Origin of the sequence: Salinibacterium sp. dk2585, from assembly GCF_008001035.1 — a bacterium.
GTDB lineage: Bacteria > Actinomycetota > Actinomycetes > Actinomycetales > Microbacteriaceae > Homoserinimonas.
In genome coordinates this window covers 1,630,724-1,645,685 of the sequence record NZ_CP042856.1, presented here as the reverse complement: position 1 = coordinate 1,645,685, position 14,962 = coordinate 1,630,724, and the positions used below count along the sequence as shown (strand labels likewise).

Annotated in this window: 13 protein-coding genes and 2 tRNA genes; 12 read left to right on the top strand and 3 right to left on the bottom strand. The window is 67.4% G+C overall.

Annotated elements, in window-relative coordinates; all coding sequences use genetic code 11:
• Nucleotides 1–166: 166 nt before the first annotated feature.
• From FVA74_RS07705 to FVA74_RS07690, 4 genes are read left to right on the top strand one after another with little or no spacing between them, the layout of a single operon-like run.
• Nucleotides 167–1,300, top strand: coding sequence for a glycosyltransferase (locus tag FVA74_RS07705; protein ID WP_240792162.1), 1,134 nt, complete (start codon nt 167–169; stop codon nt 1,298–1,300).
• Nucleotides 1,297–2,373: a glycosyltransferase gene (locus FVA74_RS07700; protein WP_147721470.1), complete on the top strand. Its 1,077-nt coding sequence runs from the start codon at nt 1,297–1,299 to the stop codon at nt 2,371–2,373. Before FVA74_RS07705 ends, FVA74_RS07700 begins: the two co-directional genes overlap by 4 nt.
• The gene (locus tag FVA74_RS07695; protein WP_147721469.1) at nt 2,370–3,359 is read left to right on the top strand and encodes a glycosyltransferase; all 990 of its coding nucleotides are present in this window, start codon (nt 2,370–2,372) and stop codon (nt 3,357–3,359) included. The genes FVA74_RS07700 and FVA74_RS07695 overlap by 4 nt, the downstream gene beginning before the upstream one ends.
• Nucleotides 3,356–4,198 (top strand): glycosyltransferase family 2 protein, encoded by an 843-nt coding sequence (locus FVA74_RS07690; RefSeq protein WP_240792161.1) that lies wholly within the window; start codon nt 3,356–3,358, stop codon nt 4,196–4,198. Before FVA74_RS07695 ends, FVA74_RS07690 begins: the two co-directional genes overlap by 4 nt.
• Nucleotides 4,199–4,215: 17 nt before the next feature.
• On the opposite strand, the gene FVA74_RS07685 is transcribed toward FVA74_RS07690, so the two are convergent.
• Nucleotides 4,216–4,289 (bottom strand) — tRNA-Gly (locus FVA74_RS07685).
• 132 nt (nt 4,290–4,421) lie between these two features.
• Here FVA74_RS07685 and FVA74_RS07680 point away from each other — a divergent pair.
• The 8 genes from FVA74_RS07680 to FVA74_RS07645 all read left to right on the top strand — a co-directional run bounded on the left by FVA74_RS07680 (nt 4,422) and on the right by FVA74_RS07645 (nt 12,057).
• Nucleotides 4,422–4,495: transfer RNA gene (locus tag FVA74_RS07680), tRNA-Pro, on the top strand.
• A gap of 54 nt (nt 4,496–4,549) precedes the next feature.
• On the top strand, nt 4,550–5,929 hold the full coding sequence (tig, locus tag FVA74_RS07675) for a trigger factor (RefSeq protein ID WP_147721467.1): 1,380 nt from the start codon (nt 4,550–4,552) through the stop codon (nt 5,927–5,929).
• Between the two features lie 95 nt (nt 5,930–6,024).
• Nucleotides 6,025–7,224, top strand: coding sequence for a PLP-dependent aspartate aminotransferase family protein (locus FVA74_RS07670; protein ID WP_147721466.1), 1,200 nt, complete (start codon nt 6,025–6,027; stop codon nt 7,222–7,224).
• A 91-nt stretch (nt 7,225–7,315) separates the two neighbouring features.
• Nucleotides 7,316–7,927 carry an ATP-dependent Clp protease proteolytic subunit gene (locus tag FVA74_RS07665; RefSeq protein ID WP_147721465.1) on the top strand — a complete coding sequence of 204 codons (612 nt, stop codon included), beginning with the start codon at nt 7,316–7,318 and terminating at the stop codon, nt 7,925–7,927.
• 42 nt (nt 7,928–7,969) lie between these two features.
• A complete protein-coding gene (locus tag FVA74_RS07660; protein WP_147721464.1) occupies nt 7,970–8,623 on the top strand; it encodes an ATP-dependent Clp protease proteolytic subunit in 654 nt (217 codons plus the stop codon).
• A gap of 151 nt (nt 8,624–8,774) precedes the next feature.
• A complete protein-coding gene (gene clpX / locus FVA74_RS07655) occupies nt 8,775–10,052 on the top strand; it encodes an ATP-dependent Clp protease ATP-binding subunit ClpX (RefSeq protein WP_147721463.1) in 1,278 nt (425 codons plus the stop codon).
• Nucleotides 9,994–11,229: a benzoate/H(+) symporter BenE family transporter gene (locus FVA74_RS07650; protein WP_255471453.1), complete on the top strand. Its 1,236-nt coding sequence runs from the start codon at nt 9,994–9,996 to the stop codon at nt 11,227–11,229. The genes clpX and FVA74_RS07650 overlap by 59 nt, the downstream gene beginning before the upstream one ends.
• A 9-nt stretch (nt 11,230–11,238) precedes the next feature.
• Nucleotides 11,239–12,057, top strand: a complete 819-nt coding sequence (locus FVA74_RS07645; protein ID WP_147721462.1) for a methyltransferase domain-containing protein — start codon at nt 11,239–11,241, stop codon at nt 12,055–12,057.
• Nucleotides 12,058–12,070: 13 nt separating this feature from the next.
• Here FVA74_RS07645 and FVA74_RS07640 read toward each other — a convergent pair whose 3' ends face one another.
• Both FVA74_RS07640 and valS read right to left on the bottom strand, forming a co-directional pair.
• Nucleotides 12,071–12,313 carry a hypothetical protein gene (locus FVA74_RS07640; RefSeq protein ID WP_147721461.1) on the bottom strand — a complete coding sequence of 81 codons (243 nt, stop codon included), beginning with the start codon at nt 12,311–12,313 and terminating at the stop codon, nt 12,071–12,073.
• Nucleotides 12,313–14,883, bottom strand: coding sequence for a valine--tRNA ligase (valS, locus tag FVA74_RS07635; RefSeq protein ID WP_147721460.1), 2,571 nt, complete (start codon nt 14,881–14,883; stop codon nt 12,313–12,315). Before valS ends, FVA74_RS07640 begins: the two co-directional genes overlap by 1 nt.
• Between the last annotated feature and the right edge of the window lie 79 nt (nt 14,884–14,962).

Here is a 14,962-nt window from a genome sequence, read left to right as displayed (position 1 = left end):
CTCGATGCTAGCCCCCAGTAGGGGGGACATTGCAATATGCGGAGGGGTACATTTTGCCCCGCGGACGGGGGCCACGATTTCGTGAAATCCGCTCGCAGCCACCTTTGAGCAAGCTGTGGTCGCCTGTGACCGGCACGCCGCTGGGCTGCCGGAAAGGGATGCCGGAATGCAGCCGATGCTCGACGCCACCGCAGTCTCGACCCCGGAGCGGTCGGAGCGCGAAATCCGGGTGGCTTCAGTTCCGGCGAACCACGTCTATGTTCGGCACATCGCCCCGGAGGGGAGCCAGGATGCCGGGGTGCCGAATGTGACGAGGCTGCCCGATCCCGATCCCTCTGACCCCCAGCGATCGACTATCTCGACGTGGTGGCCTCCCGTCATGCTCGATCCCGCCTGGGTGCGGGACGCCGAGGGGGTTGACATCTTCCACGTGCACTTCGGCTTCGACTCGCGCTCGCCCGCCGCCCTCCGCGAACTCGTCGCCGAACTGCGCCGCAGGGGCATCCCGCTCGTCTATACCGTGCATGACCTTCGCAATCCGCATCACGACACCACCACGGAGCATGACGCGCAGCTCGACGCGCTCATCCCGGCAGCGGATGCCCTCATCACTCTCACAGAGGGCGCGGCCAAGGAGATCGCGACCAGATGGGGGCGCACGGCCCACGTGCTGCCGCATCCGCATGTCGTCGACCTGGGCACGGCGGCGCGCTTGCGCCTGGAGAAGCCTGTCAGCGATGGGGACTTCAGGGTGGGCGTGCACGTCAAGAGCCTGCGGGCGGGGATGGACCCGCTTCCAGTCATAAGGACGCTCTCCGCCACGGTTGCTCGACTCGACGACGCCGTGCTGCAGGTCGACGGCCACCGTGACGTGCTGGAGGCTGACGGAGCGAGATACTCGAGGGAGCTCGCAGAATTTCTCCGCGCGGAGGCGGACGCTGGGCGGGTCGACCTTCGCATCCACGACTACTTCTCAGACGACGAGCTGTGGCACTACCTCGCGTCACTCGATGTGAGTGTGCTGCCGTACCGACACGGCACGCACTCCGGCTGGCTTGAGGCGTGCCGCGATCTGGGCACCACGGTGGTGGCGCCGACGTGTGGCTACTACGCAGACCAGGGGCCAGTGCTCAGCTATGGGCATGACCGCTCGGGATTCGATGGCGAGGCGCTGGCGGAGGCGATCCGTCTCGCATACGCGGAGCGCCCCGACTTCAGCGCGTCGCTCGACTCGAGACGTGAGCAGAGGAACATGCTGGCGCGGGAGCACGCGCGCATCTACTCGGAGCTCCTCTCATGAGCGCAACCCTGCGGGTGTGCCTCGTCGCGTCGAGCCGCTATCCCGTCGCGGAGCCCTTCGCGGGCGGGCTTGAGGCCCACACACACCTGTTGGCGCGCGAGCTCATCGCTCGCGGCCACGAGGTTTGCATGTTTGCCGCGCCCGGGTCCGACGACTCCCTCAACGTGCGCCTCCTCGATGTCGAGCCGTTCACGCCGAGCGAGGTGGCGCGTCGGGATGCGAACGCCATGCCGGATGCCTGGATGAGGGAGCATCACGCCTACCTCGGACTCATGCTCAGGCTCGGCAGGGGAGAGTTCGGCCCCTTCGATGTCGTGCACAACAACAGCCTGCATCACCTCCCGGTCGCGCTTGCAGAGTTCGCCGGATGCCCGATCGTCACGACGCTCCACACGCCGCCCACCCCGTGGCTGGAGTCGGCTGCCGCGTTCGCGCAGGGTGACGCCTCTTTCACTGCGGTGAGTGCTCACACCGCGCGGCAGTGGTCTCACGTGGCGGACGCGACTGTCGTGCACAACGGTGTCGATCTCACCCGATGGACCCCTGGACCGGGCGGGGACTCCGCCATCTGGTTCGGCCGGATGGTGCCCGAGAAAGCGCCGCACCTGGCAGCAGTGGCGGCGAAGAAGGCCGGGCTCGCTCTCGATATCGTCGGGCCGCTGTCCGACCCGGACTATTTCGCGGTCGAGGTCGAGCCGCTGCTCGGCGGGCGCATCCGGTACCTGGGTCATCTGCGGCACGATGCACTCGCCTCCGCCATCGGGGCAGCGTCGCTTGCGGTTGCGACGCCGGAGTGGGACGAGCCCTACGGTCTCGTCGTGGCAGAGGCGCTCGCCTGCGGGACCCCCGTCGCCGCATTCGAGCGTGGCGCGATCTCCGAGATCGTCGACGAGTCGAGCGGATGCCTCGCGAGGCCGGGCGACGTCGACTCGCTCGCGCACGCGATGGTCGCGGCCACTCGACTCAGCAGGGCGGACGCGCGCCGACGTGCTGAGGACTTCTGCTCGATGACGCGCATGGTCGATGAGTACGAGGAGATCTACCGTAACTCCGCCCGTCTCGCTGCGGCATGATCGGCTACTACATCCACCACCAGGGTCGTGGACACCTGCACCGCGCCCTCGCGATCTCGGCCGAACTGGATGAGCCCGTCACGGGGCTGTCGTCGCTGGAGCGTCCCGCCGAGTGGCAGGGCGAGTGGGTGCAACTCGCGCGGGACGATGAAGGCGGCAACCCGGTCGAAACGACCGCCGGTGGCGTGCTGCACTGGGTGCCGCTGCACGACGCCGGACTCGCGGCCCGCATGGCCGCCGTCTCCCATTGGATCGACCGGACGCATCCGCGGGCGGTCGTCGTCGATGTCTCGGTCGAGGTGGCGCTGCTCTGCCGCCTGCACGGCGTGCCGGTCGTGACTGTTGCGATGCCGGGGGAGCGCAGCGACGTGCCGCACGCGCTCGGTTACGCTGCGTCATCCGCCCTGATCGGAGCCTGGCCGGCGAGCGCGAGGGGCATCTTCAGCTCCGAAGACTCAACAGAGGCGAAGGTGAGGCCCGTCGGTGGAATCTCCAGGTTCGCTGGCCGGCCGATCGCCGGAGAGCCGGATGAGAGGCGCGTGCTCGTGCTCCTCGGTCGCGGCGGCGATTCCGTCGATGTGTCCGCACTTGAGGCAGCCCAGCGCGAGACTCCGGATTGGCAGTGGCAGATCGTGGGCGGCGACGGGGGAGCGTGGGTCGATGACCCGTGGGAACTCATCTGCCGCGCGACCGTCGTTGTCACCCACGCTGGCCAGAACTCGGTGGCGGATGTCGCAGCGGCCCGCCGGCCCGCCGTGATCCTGCCGCAGCGGCGGCCCCATGACGAGCAGGCGGCCACCGCACGCGTGCTGGCTCGGGATGAATGGCCCGCGACCGTCATCCGGGAGTTCCCGAGCACGGGCTGGAACGAACTCCTCGCGACCACGCAGGGCCTCGACGGCGCGCTCTGGAGCGAATGGACCGACGGCTCGGGGGCGTCAGGCGCGGCCGAGGTCATCCGCTCCGTTGCGGGACTGGGAACGTGACGCGACTCGCCGTCGTGACGATCGCCCATGGGCGCCATGACCACCTCCGGATGCAGCACCTCGGCATCGCCGCGAGCCATCGCCTTCCTGATGACCACATCGTGGTCGCGATGGACGATCCCGATCTTCTGCGCTGGCGTCCTGTTCGCGCCCCGGCACCGCATGTCGTGCCCATTGCCCGCGACCGGCTCGGGCTTCCGCTCGCGGCCGCACGCAACCTGGGCGCCGAGGTCGCAATCGCCCGCGGGGCCGACGTTCTCGTGTTCCTCGACGTGGATTGCATTCCCGGCCCTGAGCTCGTGCCCGCGTACCTTCTGGCTGCGCTCAATGGCGAGACCCGCAACGACCTCCTGTGCGGGCCGGTCGCATATCTTCCTCCCCCTCCACCCGGTGGATACCGCCTCGATGAGCTGGATGCCATGGCGCCCCCGCATCCGGCACGCCCCGCTCCTGCGCCGGGCACGGTCGAGCGGGGCGGCGACCACCGGCTGTTCTGGTCGCTCTCGTTCGCGGTGACGCGAGACACGTGGCGTCGGATCGGCGGCTTCCACGCCGACTACGTGGGCTACGGGGGAGAGGACACCGACTTCGCGAGGGTGGCCGCTGAGCGGGGCGTCGAGATCGCGTGGCTCGGCTCAGCGCGCGCCTATCACCAGCACCACGCCGTGGAATCCCCTCCCGTGCGCCACCTCGACGACATCCTTCGCAACGGGGCGATCTACGCGGAGCGCTGGGGAGAATGGCCCATGGAGGGCTGGTTCGAGGGCTTCGAGCGTCTCGGACTCGTCGAACGCGACGGGCCAGGGTGGCGAGCCACCTCGAAGGGAGCCGACGCATAGGCGAGCCACCGCGCTATTGGAGGGGATGACGGGAATCGAACCCGCGTAATCAGTTTGGAAGACTGAGGCTCTACCATTGAGCTACATCCCCGCGGCCCCCGGAATCCGGGTGCGCCCAGCAATACTAATACATCCGCGTCGGCGCATTTGTGCCCCTGTGCGTCGGCCGGGACACCGTCGGCTAGACTTGCCGAGGCCCTTTTATGGGATGCCGGCATAATCCCGGGGCGTAGCTCAGGTTGGTAGAGCGCTCGGTTTGGGACCGAGAGGTCGCAGGTTCAAATCCTGTCGCCCCGACATATTTCCCACGTTTCACTCGTCGACAACGAACACCCAGGAGAAAGCAGCAACGTGAAGACCACGCTGGAGAAGCTGAACCCGACGCGCGCGAAGCTCGTCATCTCGATCAGCCCCGAAGACCTCAAGCCCAGCATCGACAAGGCGTACAAGGCCATCGCGGAGCAGATCAGCATCCCGGGCTTCCGCAAGGGCAAGGTTCCCCCGGCGATCATCGACCAGCGTGTCGGCCGTGCCGAGGTGCTCAACCAGGCGGTCAACGAGGGTCTCGACGGTTTCTACCGCACCGCTGCGGAGGAGCACTCGCTGCGTCCCCTCGGTCGTCCCGAGGCGGATGTCACGGCGCTTCCCGAGCTGAAGGACTTCTCCGGCGACCTCGAGGTCACCGTCGAGGTCGACGTGCGCCCCGAGTTCACGCTGCCGAGCCTTGAAGGGCTCGAGCTCACGGTTGACGCCGTCGAGGTCAGCGATGAGGAGGTCGAGGAGGAGCTGAATGGCCTGCTCGCTCGCTTCGGCACGCTCGTGACGGTCGAGCGCCCCGCGAAGACGGGTGACTTCGCCCAGATCGACCTCGTGGCCACGATCGATGGCAACGAGGTGGACACCGCCAAGGGCATCTCGTACGAGGTCGGCTCCGGCGAACTCATCGAGGGCATCGACGAGGCCCTCGACACGCTGACCGCTGGCGAGACCACGACCTTCGAGGCACCCCTGCTCGGCGGAGACAACGCCGGCCAGAACGCGCTCATCACCGTGACGCTGAACGCCGTCAAGGAGCGCGAGCTGCCCGCAGCCGACGATGACTTCGCGCAGATCGCGAGCCAGTTCGACACGATCGACGAGCTCAAGGCAGACCTGCGCGAGCAGCTCGGCAAGCGCAAGGCCATGGGCCAGGGCACGCAGGCTCGCGACCAGATCGTCGACAAGCTCCTCGAGCAGGTCGAGATCCCCGTCCCCGAGAAGCTCGTCGAAGACGAGGTGCACCGTCACCTCGAGAACGAGAACCGCCTGGAGGACGACGAGCACCGCGCAGAGGTCAAGGAGTCGAGCGAGAAGACGTTCCGCACCCAGATCCTGCTCGACGCGGTCGTCGAGGCCGAAGAGGTCAAGGTCGGCCAGAACGAGCTGACCCAGTACCTCATCCAGGGTGCCGCCCAGTACAACATGGAGCCCGGCGAGTTCATCCAGATCCTCGACCAGAACGGTCAGATCCCCGGCATGATCGGTGAGGTCGCGCGCGGCAAGGCGCTCGCAAAGGTCCTGGCCAAGGCGAAGGTCGTCGACAGCAACGGTGCGGAGGTCGACCTCTCGGCCTTCACCGCTGGAATCGATGACGCGGGCGACGACGTCGAGTTCCCTGCGATGCCTGAGGGTGGCACCGACAGCCACGGCCGCGAGCCGGGTCACGAGCACTACGGGCACAGCCACGCCTGATCGCGAATAGTTTGAGCCGAGGGCCCGCGCGAGTGATCGCGCGGGCCCGTGTCATATTCCGAGCGAGGCTGCGTTTCGCCACGTAGTTTGTTGGGATGACGCGACGCCCTGATAAACACGAGCCATCGACCCTCCGAGACCTCAGCCGGGCGGTGCACGCGGGCAATGCGGTCGACGCGGGCACGGGTGCGGTGCGCACCCCGATCGTCATGGCGAACTCCTATGCGCTGCCCGAGGATCCCAGCTCGATCAGCTGGTCGTCCGCCGAGGCGACCATCTACACCCGCAACGGTGCCGCGAACCAGAAGCTGCTCCAGCAGAAGCTTGCGCTCCTCGACCACGGGGAGGATTCGGTGGTGCTCGCGAGCGGGGTCGCCGCCCTCCACGCGGTGTTCTTCACATTCCTGCGCACGGGTGACCACGCGATCATCGCCGACCAGACCTACGAGGCGAGCTTTCGGCTCTTCGACGAGCTGCTCCCCGAGAAGTACGGCATCGAGGCGAGCTTCGTCGACACCTCCGACCTCGAGGCGGTTCGCGCGGCCGTCCGGCCCAACACGAAGCTGATCCATACGGAGACGATCGCTAACCCCACGACACGGCTGGCGGATGTCGCGGCCCTCGCCGACATCGCACATGACGCCGGCGCCCTCCTCAGTGTCGACTCGACCTTCACGCCGCCACCGCTCTCAGTGCCGCTGGATGACGGTGCCGACCTCGTCGTGCACTCGCTCACGAAGTACATCAACGGGCACGGCGACGCCATGGGCGGTTCCGTCGCGGGCGCCGCCGAGCTCATTGGCCGCATCAAGGCGGATGCCATGGTCGATGTCGGAGGAGTCATCAGCCCCTTCAACGCGTGGCTCATCACGCGGGGTTCGGTGACGCTGCCCCTGCGCATCCGGCAGCACGTCGCATCCGCTCTTCGCGTCGCGGAGTTCCTCGACGCCGACCCGCGCGTGGCGTACACGTACTACCCGGGCCTCAGCTCGCACCCGCAGCACCAGCTCGCCCGGCGCGTGCTGCCGCACGGCTTCGGGGGTGTCATGGCCTTCGCGGTCGATGGCGACGCCGACACGCAGAACCGTTTCGTATCGCAGCTCCGCGTGATCACGTCCGCGGTGTCGCTCGGGCACGACGAATCGCTCATCGTGCACGTCGGCACCTCGGGCCCTCGCGTCGCCCACTATCCGGAGGAGTTCCGCCGCTACGGGCACCTGAGGCTCTCGATCGGCCTGGAGGACGCCGACGACCTCATCGATGACCTGCGCTCCGCCCTCGACGCGACATTCTGACGCGCGATCTGCCGACAGCGAACGCGGCCCGGGAGGTGGGTTGCCTAACGGTAGATTCGACATACGCGATAACTGGAATGGAGCGTAGCCAATGGCCCAACCGGCACTGGTCAGCAGTGTTTTCGACCAACTCCTCAAGGACCGCATCGTCTGGCTCGGGTCAGAGGTGCGCGACGACAACGCGAACGAGATCTGCGCAAAGATCCTCCTCCTCGCGGCAGAGGACCCGAAGCGCGACATCTACCTCTACATCAACTCGCCCGGTGGCTCGATCACGGCCGGCATGGCGATCTACGACACCATGAAGTTCGTGCCAAACGACATCGTCACGGTGGGCATCGGCCTCGCCGCATCGATGGGGCAGTTCCTGCTCTCCTCTGGCACGAAGGGCAAGCGCTACATCACGCCCAACGCCCGCGTCCTTCTGCACCAGCCCTCCGGTGGATTCGGCGGCACGGCAGCTGACATCCAGACGCAGGCCAAGGTCATCCTCGACATGAAGAAGCGCATGGCCGAGCTGACGGCCGAGCAGACCGGCAAGTCGGTTGAGCAGATCCTTAAGGACGGCGACCGCGACAACTGGTTCACCGCCCAGGAGGCCCTCGAGTACGGCTTCGTCGACCACCTGCGCGAGTTCGCCTCGGATGTCGCCGGCGGCGGCGGCACCGACGTCGAGGCGTCCATCGCCGAGTCGAAGGAATAGGGGCTCACCATGGAATTCACGACACCGACAGGACACGCATCAATGCTCAATGCACCAGGTGGCATGGCTCGCCCGGCTGAGTCGCGCTACATCCTCCCGACCTTCGAGGAGCGCACCGCCTACGGCTACAAGCGCCAGGACCCCTACGCCAAGCTCTTCGAGGACCGCATCATCTTCCTCGGCGTGCAGATCGACGACGCCTCGGCCGATGACATCATGGCGCAGCTCCTCGTGCTCGAGAGCCAGGACCCCGACCGCGACATCGTCATGTACATCAATTCGCCGGGTGGCTCCTTCACCGCCATGACGGCGATCTACGACACGATGCAGTACGTGCGCCCGCAGATCCAGACTGTCGTCCTGGGGCAGGCCGCGTCGGCGGCGGCGGTCATCCTCGCGGCGGGCACCCCCGGCAAGCGCCTCGCGCTGCCGAACGCGCGCGTGCTGATCCACCAGCCCTCGGCGGGTGACGCGGGTCGCGGCCAGGCCTCCGACATCGAGATCCAGGCGCGGGAGATCCTCCGCATGCGCGAGTGGCTCGAGGAGACGATCGCAAGCCACTCCAACCGCACCAAGGAGCAGGTGAACCAGGACATCGAGCGCGACAAGATTCTCAGCGGACATGAGGCGCTCGAGTACGGCCTCGTCGACCAGGTGCTCACGTCGCGCAAGAACCTGCCGGCGATCACCAAGTAGGTATCGACCGTGAGGGCCCCGTCGCAGTCGCGGCGGGGCCCTTCGCATCCCGCGGCGTCTCAGGGCGCGCGGATGACGACGGATGCAGCGGGATGTCACTGGATCGGGTTAGGCTCGTATCCACTGTCCCGATCGATGGAGGAGGGGGCGCATGGCGCGAATTGGCGAGAGTGCCGACCTGCTCAAGTGTTCTTTCTGCGGAAAGAGCCAGAAGCAGGTCCAGCAGCTCATTGCGGGCCCCGGCGTATACATCTGCGACGAATGTGTCGAACTGTGCAACGAGATCATCGAGGAGCGCCTCGCTGAAGCCGGCGAGGTGGCCACGAGTGAGTTCGACCTGCCCAAGCCGCGCGAGATCTACGGCTTCCTCGAGGAGTATGTGATCGGCCAGGAGAAGGCCAAGAAGGCACTCTCCGTCGCCGTCTACAACCACTACAAGCGCGTCCGCGCCCGCAACACCATCGCGCCGGCCGACGCCGCCGTCGACGATGTGGAGATCGCAAAGTCCAACATCCTGCTGATCGGTCCCACGGGCTGTGGCAAGACCTACCTCGCGCAGACGCTCGCCAAGCGATTGAACGTGCCCTTCGCGGTCGCGGATGCCACCGCGCTGACCGAGGCGGGCTACGTCGGCGAAGACGTCGAGAACATCCTCCTGAAGCTCATCCAGGCCGCCGACTACGACGTCAAGCGTGCCGAGACGGGCATCATCTACATCGACGAGATCGACAAGATCGCGCGCAAGGCCGAGAACCCCTCGATCACGCGCGATGTCTCTGGCGAGGGCGTGCAGCAGGCGCTGCTGAAGATCATCGAGGGCACCGTCGCCTCCGTTCCGCCGCAGGGCGGGCGCAAGCATCCGCACCAGGAGTTCATCCAGGTCGACACGACCAACGTGCTCTTCATCGTGGCGGGCGCGTTCGCAGGCCTCGAGGAGATCATCTCCCAGCGCGCGGGCAAGAAGGGCATCGGCTTCGGTGCGCCCCTGCACAGCAAGGGCGACGAGGTCAACCTCTTCAGCGAGGTGCTGCCGGAAGACCTGCACAAGTTCGGCCTCATCCCCGAGTTCATCGGGCGCCTGCCCGTCGTGACCACGGTCACGCCGCTCGACCAGGTCGCGCTCATGGACATCCTCACGCAACCGAAGAATGCGCTTGTCAAGCAGTACCAGCGCATGTTCGAGCTCGACGGTGTCGAGCTCGAGTTCGAGCCCGACGCGCTCGAGTCGATCGCCGATCTCGCGGTCCTGCGCCAGACGGGCGCCCGCGGATTGCGCTCGATCATGGAGGAGGTGCTCGGTTCGATCATGTTCGACGTGCCCTCCGACGATGACATCGCCCGCGTCGTGGTAACGCGCGACGCAGTGCTGAGTGGAGCAGCGCCGACGATCGTGCCGCGCACGCAGAGGCGCCAGGAGAAGTCTGCCTAGTACGGCGGGAGCGGGAGTCCCCCTGCTCCAGCCGGTCTCCACCGGGTTCGTCGCCGCGATCAGTGGCTTCGCATCGTCGTTCGCACTGGTGATCGCCGGACTGCACGCCGTCGGCGCCAGCGATGCGCAGGCGTCGTCTGGACTGCTGGCCCTCTGCGTCGCATCCGGGCTCATCACCATCCTCTTGTCGTGGCGTTTCCGCCAACCCATCTCGGTCGTCTGGTCTACCCCCGGCGCGGCAGTATTGATCGCTGCCAGCGGTGGCGAAGTCAGCTTTGCCAGTGCCGTCGGTGCATTCATCGTGTGCGGAGTCCTGATCGCACTGTGTGGGCTCTGGCCCTGGCTCGGGCGTGCAGTGACCCGCATCCCTACGCCCCTCGCGAGCGCGATGCTGGCCGGGATCCTGCTGCCGATCTGCCTTGCGCCCATCACAGCCGTGGTGGAACACCCCCTCCTCGCGAGCCCCATCGTGCTGGTCTGGGCACTCTTGCTGCGCTTGGCGCCGCGGTGGGCGGTGCCGGCCGCAATGGCAGTCGCGGTCGCGGTCATCCTTGCCAGCGCGGGCACGGAGTGGCTCTCGCGTGACGGCCTGGCACCCGTGCTCGTGCCGGTGCTGCCCGAGTTCGATCCGCTCGTCGTCGTCAGCCTGGGCCTGCCCCTGTTCATCGTCACGATGGCGGGACAGAACGTTCCCGGTTTCGTGGTCATGAAGAGCTTCGGCTACGAGCCCCCGCCGCGTGCGGTCTTCATTTCGACTGGCCTCGGAACGGTGGCCGGGAGCGTGCTCGGGGGTCACGCGATCAACCTCGCCGCCATCACGGCCGCCATCGCCGCGAGCCCCGAGGCGCACCCGGACCGGCACCGGCGCTGGGTCGCGGCTGCGAGCAGCGGTGCCGTGTTCATCGCGCTGGGGCTGGGCGCGGGGGTCGCCACAGCGGTCGTCTCTGCCGCCCCTGCCATCCTCATCATCGCTGTGGCCGGGCTCGCCGTGCTGGGGGCGCTCGTGAGTTCCGTGAGCTCGGCGCTGGATGACGCGCGACACCGCACGGCAGCCATCGCGACGTTTCTCGTGACGGCGTCGGGACTGACCTTCCTCGGCATCGGGGCCGCATTCTGGGGCCTCCTGGTGGGCGCGGCGCTTATGGCCTGGTTCTCCTGGGGTCGAGGGCGCAAATAGGCTGACGGTGTGAGCGAAGACACGGCAGCGCGCGAGCGCTACACCCATGGACACCACGAGAGCGTTCTCAGGTCGCACACCTGGCGCACGGTCGACAACTCTGCCGCGTATCTCGCGCCCGAGCTGAGTCCAGGCATGTCGGTGCTCGACATCGGCAGCGGTCCCGGCACGATCACAATCGACCTGGCCCGTCGGGTTGCTCCTGGCCGGGTCGTTGGGCTTGACGCGGCGCCTGAGATCGTCGAGCAGGCGAGGGCGCTCGCGCGCGAACAGGGCGTCGACAATGTCGAGTTCGTGGTCGGGAGTGCCTACGAGACGGGCTTGCCCGAAGCATCCTTCGAGGTCGTGCATACGCACCAGACGCTGCAGCACCTGGCCGATCCGATCGCCGCCCTGAGGGAGATGCGGCGGGTCGTCACGCCGGACGGTGTCGTCGCTGCTCGCGATGTGGACTATGCGGGCACCGTGGTGCACCCAAGCTCGGCAGGGCTCACGGCGTGGGCGGAGCTGTACCAGCGTGTTGCCCGCCGTAACGCAGGCGAGCCGGACGCGGGCCGACGCCTCAAGGAATGGGCTCGCGCGGCGGGCTTCACGCGCATCGAGAGCTCGGCCTCGATCTGGTGCTTCGCATCCGATGAAGAGCGCGAGTGGTGGGGCGGCCTGTGGCGAGATCGCGCACTTGAGTCCGCCTTCGCCGTGAGCGCACTGGAGCACGGCCTGGCAAGTCCGGCTGACCTGAAGGGAATCTCGGAGGCATGGGCTGCCTGGGCCGTTGACCCTGACGGGTGGATGGGAATGCCGCACGGCGAGGTGCTCTGCCGCGGCTGATCTTCCGCGCTGGCTATCCGGCCGGGGTGACGAGGACCCCGCCCGCCGCGTCGAGCATCACGACCGTGCCGTCGTCGAGCTCGGCGATGGGGCGGCCCTCGAGCCAGGTGAGGGTCCAGCGCCACGTCGTGGGGTCGAAAGTCTCGGAGGCGAGCGCAAGGAGTTCCTCGTCCACTCCGCGGATCGCGTCGCGCACGGGCGCAGGCAGCCGGTCGGGGCTCTCAGCCCCGACCGACCAGCGTGTGCCGAGCTGCATCAGGACGGCTGCTCTTCCAGGACGATGTCGATGACGGCGAGCTCCTCGCCGACCACGAAGCTCAACTCGGCGATGCGTCCAACGGCCTTGAGGTCGTCCTCCGCGAGTCGCAGGAGCGAGAGCTGCTCCTCCGGTGCGGCAATCGTCGCGGAGGTGACGGGCGTCTTCTGCGAGGCCTTGGCATCCGTCTTCGCGCGCCGGATGCCGATCAGGGCGGCGCTCACGGCGGGCAGGATTCCGGTGGGAGCCTCAGTGCCGCGCGGCGCGGGCCACTCGGCTGCGTGGATCGAGGACTCGTGCGTCCACGACCACACCTCCTCGGTTGCGAAGGGAAGGAACGGCGCGAGCAGGCGCAGCATCGTGTCGACGGCGGCGCGGAGCGTGAGCACCGCGCTGGCCTGCCCCTCGGGCGTCGAAGCGCCGTAGGCGCGTTCCTTGACCAGCTCGAGGTAGTCGTCGCAGAAGGTCCAGAAGAACTGCTCGGTCGTCTCGAGCGCACGCGCGTGGTCGAATTCATCGAACGCATGCGTCGCTGTGGCGATCACCTGGTCGAGTTCCGCCAGCACGTCCCGGTCGAGCGGGTTCGTGATGTCGTGCTCCCCGCCCGGCAGTTCGTAGGAGTAGGCGAACTTGGATGCGTTGAGCACCTTGATCGCGAGTCGGCGGCCGATCTTGATCTGCTTGGGGTTCTGCGGGTCGAACGCGGCATCCGTTCCGAGCCGGCTCGAGGCAGCCCAGTAGCGCACCGCGTCGGAACCGTGGTCGTCGAGCATGCCCGCGGGCGTGACGACGTTGCCCTTCGACTTCGACATCTTCTTGCGGTCGGGGTCGACGATGAAGCCCGAGATCGCGGCGTGCTTCCACGGCGCGACGCCGTCATGCTCGAGGTGCGAACGCAGCGCGGTCGAGAACAGCCAGGTGCGGATGATGTCCTGGCCCTGGGGGCGCAGGTCGTAGGGAAACACGAGGTTGAAGAGCTCGGGGTCTGTTTCCCAGCCGCCCGCGAGTTGCGGGGTCAGGGAGGAGGTGGCCCAGGTGTCCATGACGTCGATCTCGCCGATGAAGCCGCCGGGCACGCCACGCTGTGACTCCTCGAAGCCGGGGGCGGCATCCGACGAGGGGTCGACGGGGAGCTGCGCCTCGCTCGGCACGATGGGGGAGTCGAAGACGGGGTTGCCGTCGCCATCGAGCGGATACCACACGGGGATCGGCACACCGAAGAAGCGCTGGCGGCTGATGAGCCAGTCACCATTGAGTCCGTTGACCCAGTTTTCGTAGCGCACCCGCATGAAGTCGGGGTGCCAGTCGATTTGCTTGCCGAGGGCGACGAGCGCGTCGCGAAGGGCCTCGTCGCGCCCGCCGTTGGTGATGTACCACTGTCGCGTCGACACGATCTCGAGGGGCTTGTCACCCTTCTCGAAGAACTTCACGGGGTGGGTGATTGCCTTGGCCTCGCCGATCATCTCGCCGGATGCCTGCAGCAGCTCAACGATGGTCTTTTTGGCGCTGAACACTGTCTTGCCGGCAAGCTGCGCGTAGGCCTCGCGTCCAGCCGCACTCGTGATCGCGTCGGGTGCCTCACTCACGACGCGGCCGTCGAAGCCGATGATCGCGCGGTTCGGCAGGTCGAGTTCGCGCCACCAGATGACGTCGGTCAGGTCGCCGAAGGTGCAGATCATGGCGATGCCAGACCCCTTGTCCTTCTGCGCGAGGCGGTGGGCCACGACGGGAACCTCGACGTCGAAGAGGGGCGTGCGCACGGTTGTGCCGAAGAGCGCCTGGTAGCGCTCGTCGTCCGGATGCGCGACGAGGGCGACACAGGCCGGCAGCAGTTCCGGCCGGGTCGTCTCGATGTGGATGTCGCCCTCGGGCCCGTGGAACGCGAGCCGGTGGTAGGCGCCGGGCTGCTCCTTGTCCTCAAGCTCGGCCTGGGCGACGGCGGTACGGAAGGTGACATCCCAGAGGGTGGGCGCATCAGCCTGGTAGGCCTCGCCGCGCTCAAGGTTGCGCAGGAACGCGCGCTGTGCGGTGGCCTGCGCCTCGGGCGAGATCGTGCGGTAGGTCTGGCTCCAGTCGACGCTGAGGCCGAGCTTGCGCCACAGGTCTTCGAACTGCTTCTCGTCTTCGACCGTCAGGCGCTCGCACAGCTCAACAAAGTTGCGACGGCTGATCGGCAGCTGGTCGGCTGCCTTGGAACTCTTGTTGTCCCCGCCCTCGAAGGGCGGCGTGAAGTCCGGGTCATAGGGGAGCGTGGGGTCGCAGCGCACGCCGTAGTAGTTCTGCACGCGGCGCTCGGTCGGCAGGCCGTTGTCGTCCCAGCCCATGGGGTAGAAGACGGTGCGGCCACGCATCCGCTGGTAGCGCGCGACGACGTCGGTGTGCGTGTAGCTGAAGACGTGCCCGATGTGGAGTGAACCCGACGCCGTGGGCGGGGGAGTGTCGATCGAGAAGATGTTCTCGCGCGTCGCTGAGTCACGATCGAAACGGTAGGTGCCCTTCTCCTCCCAGCGCGGGCCCCACTTCTGCTCGAGACCTTCGAGGGCGGGCTTGTCGGGGATGGCGTCGGCCATGGGATGCTCCGGTTCGATGTGTGCGGCACCGTGTCTGTGCTGAGGTGCCTGAGTGTCAGGTCATCCCATGCTATCGGAG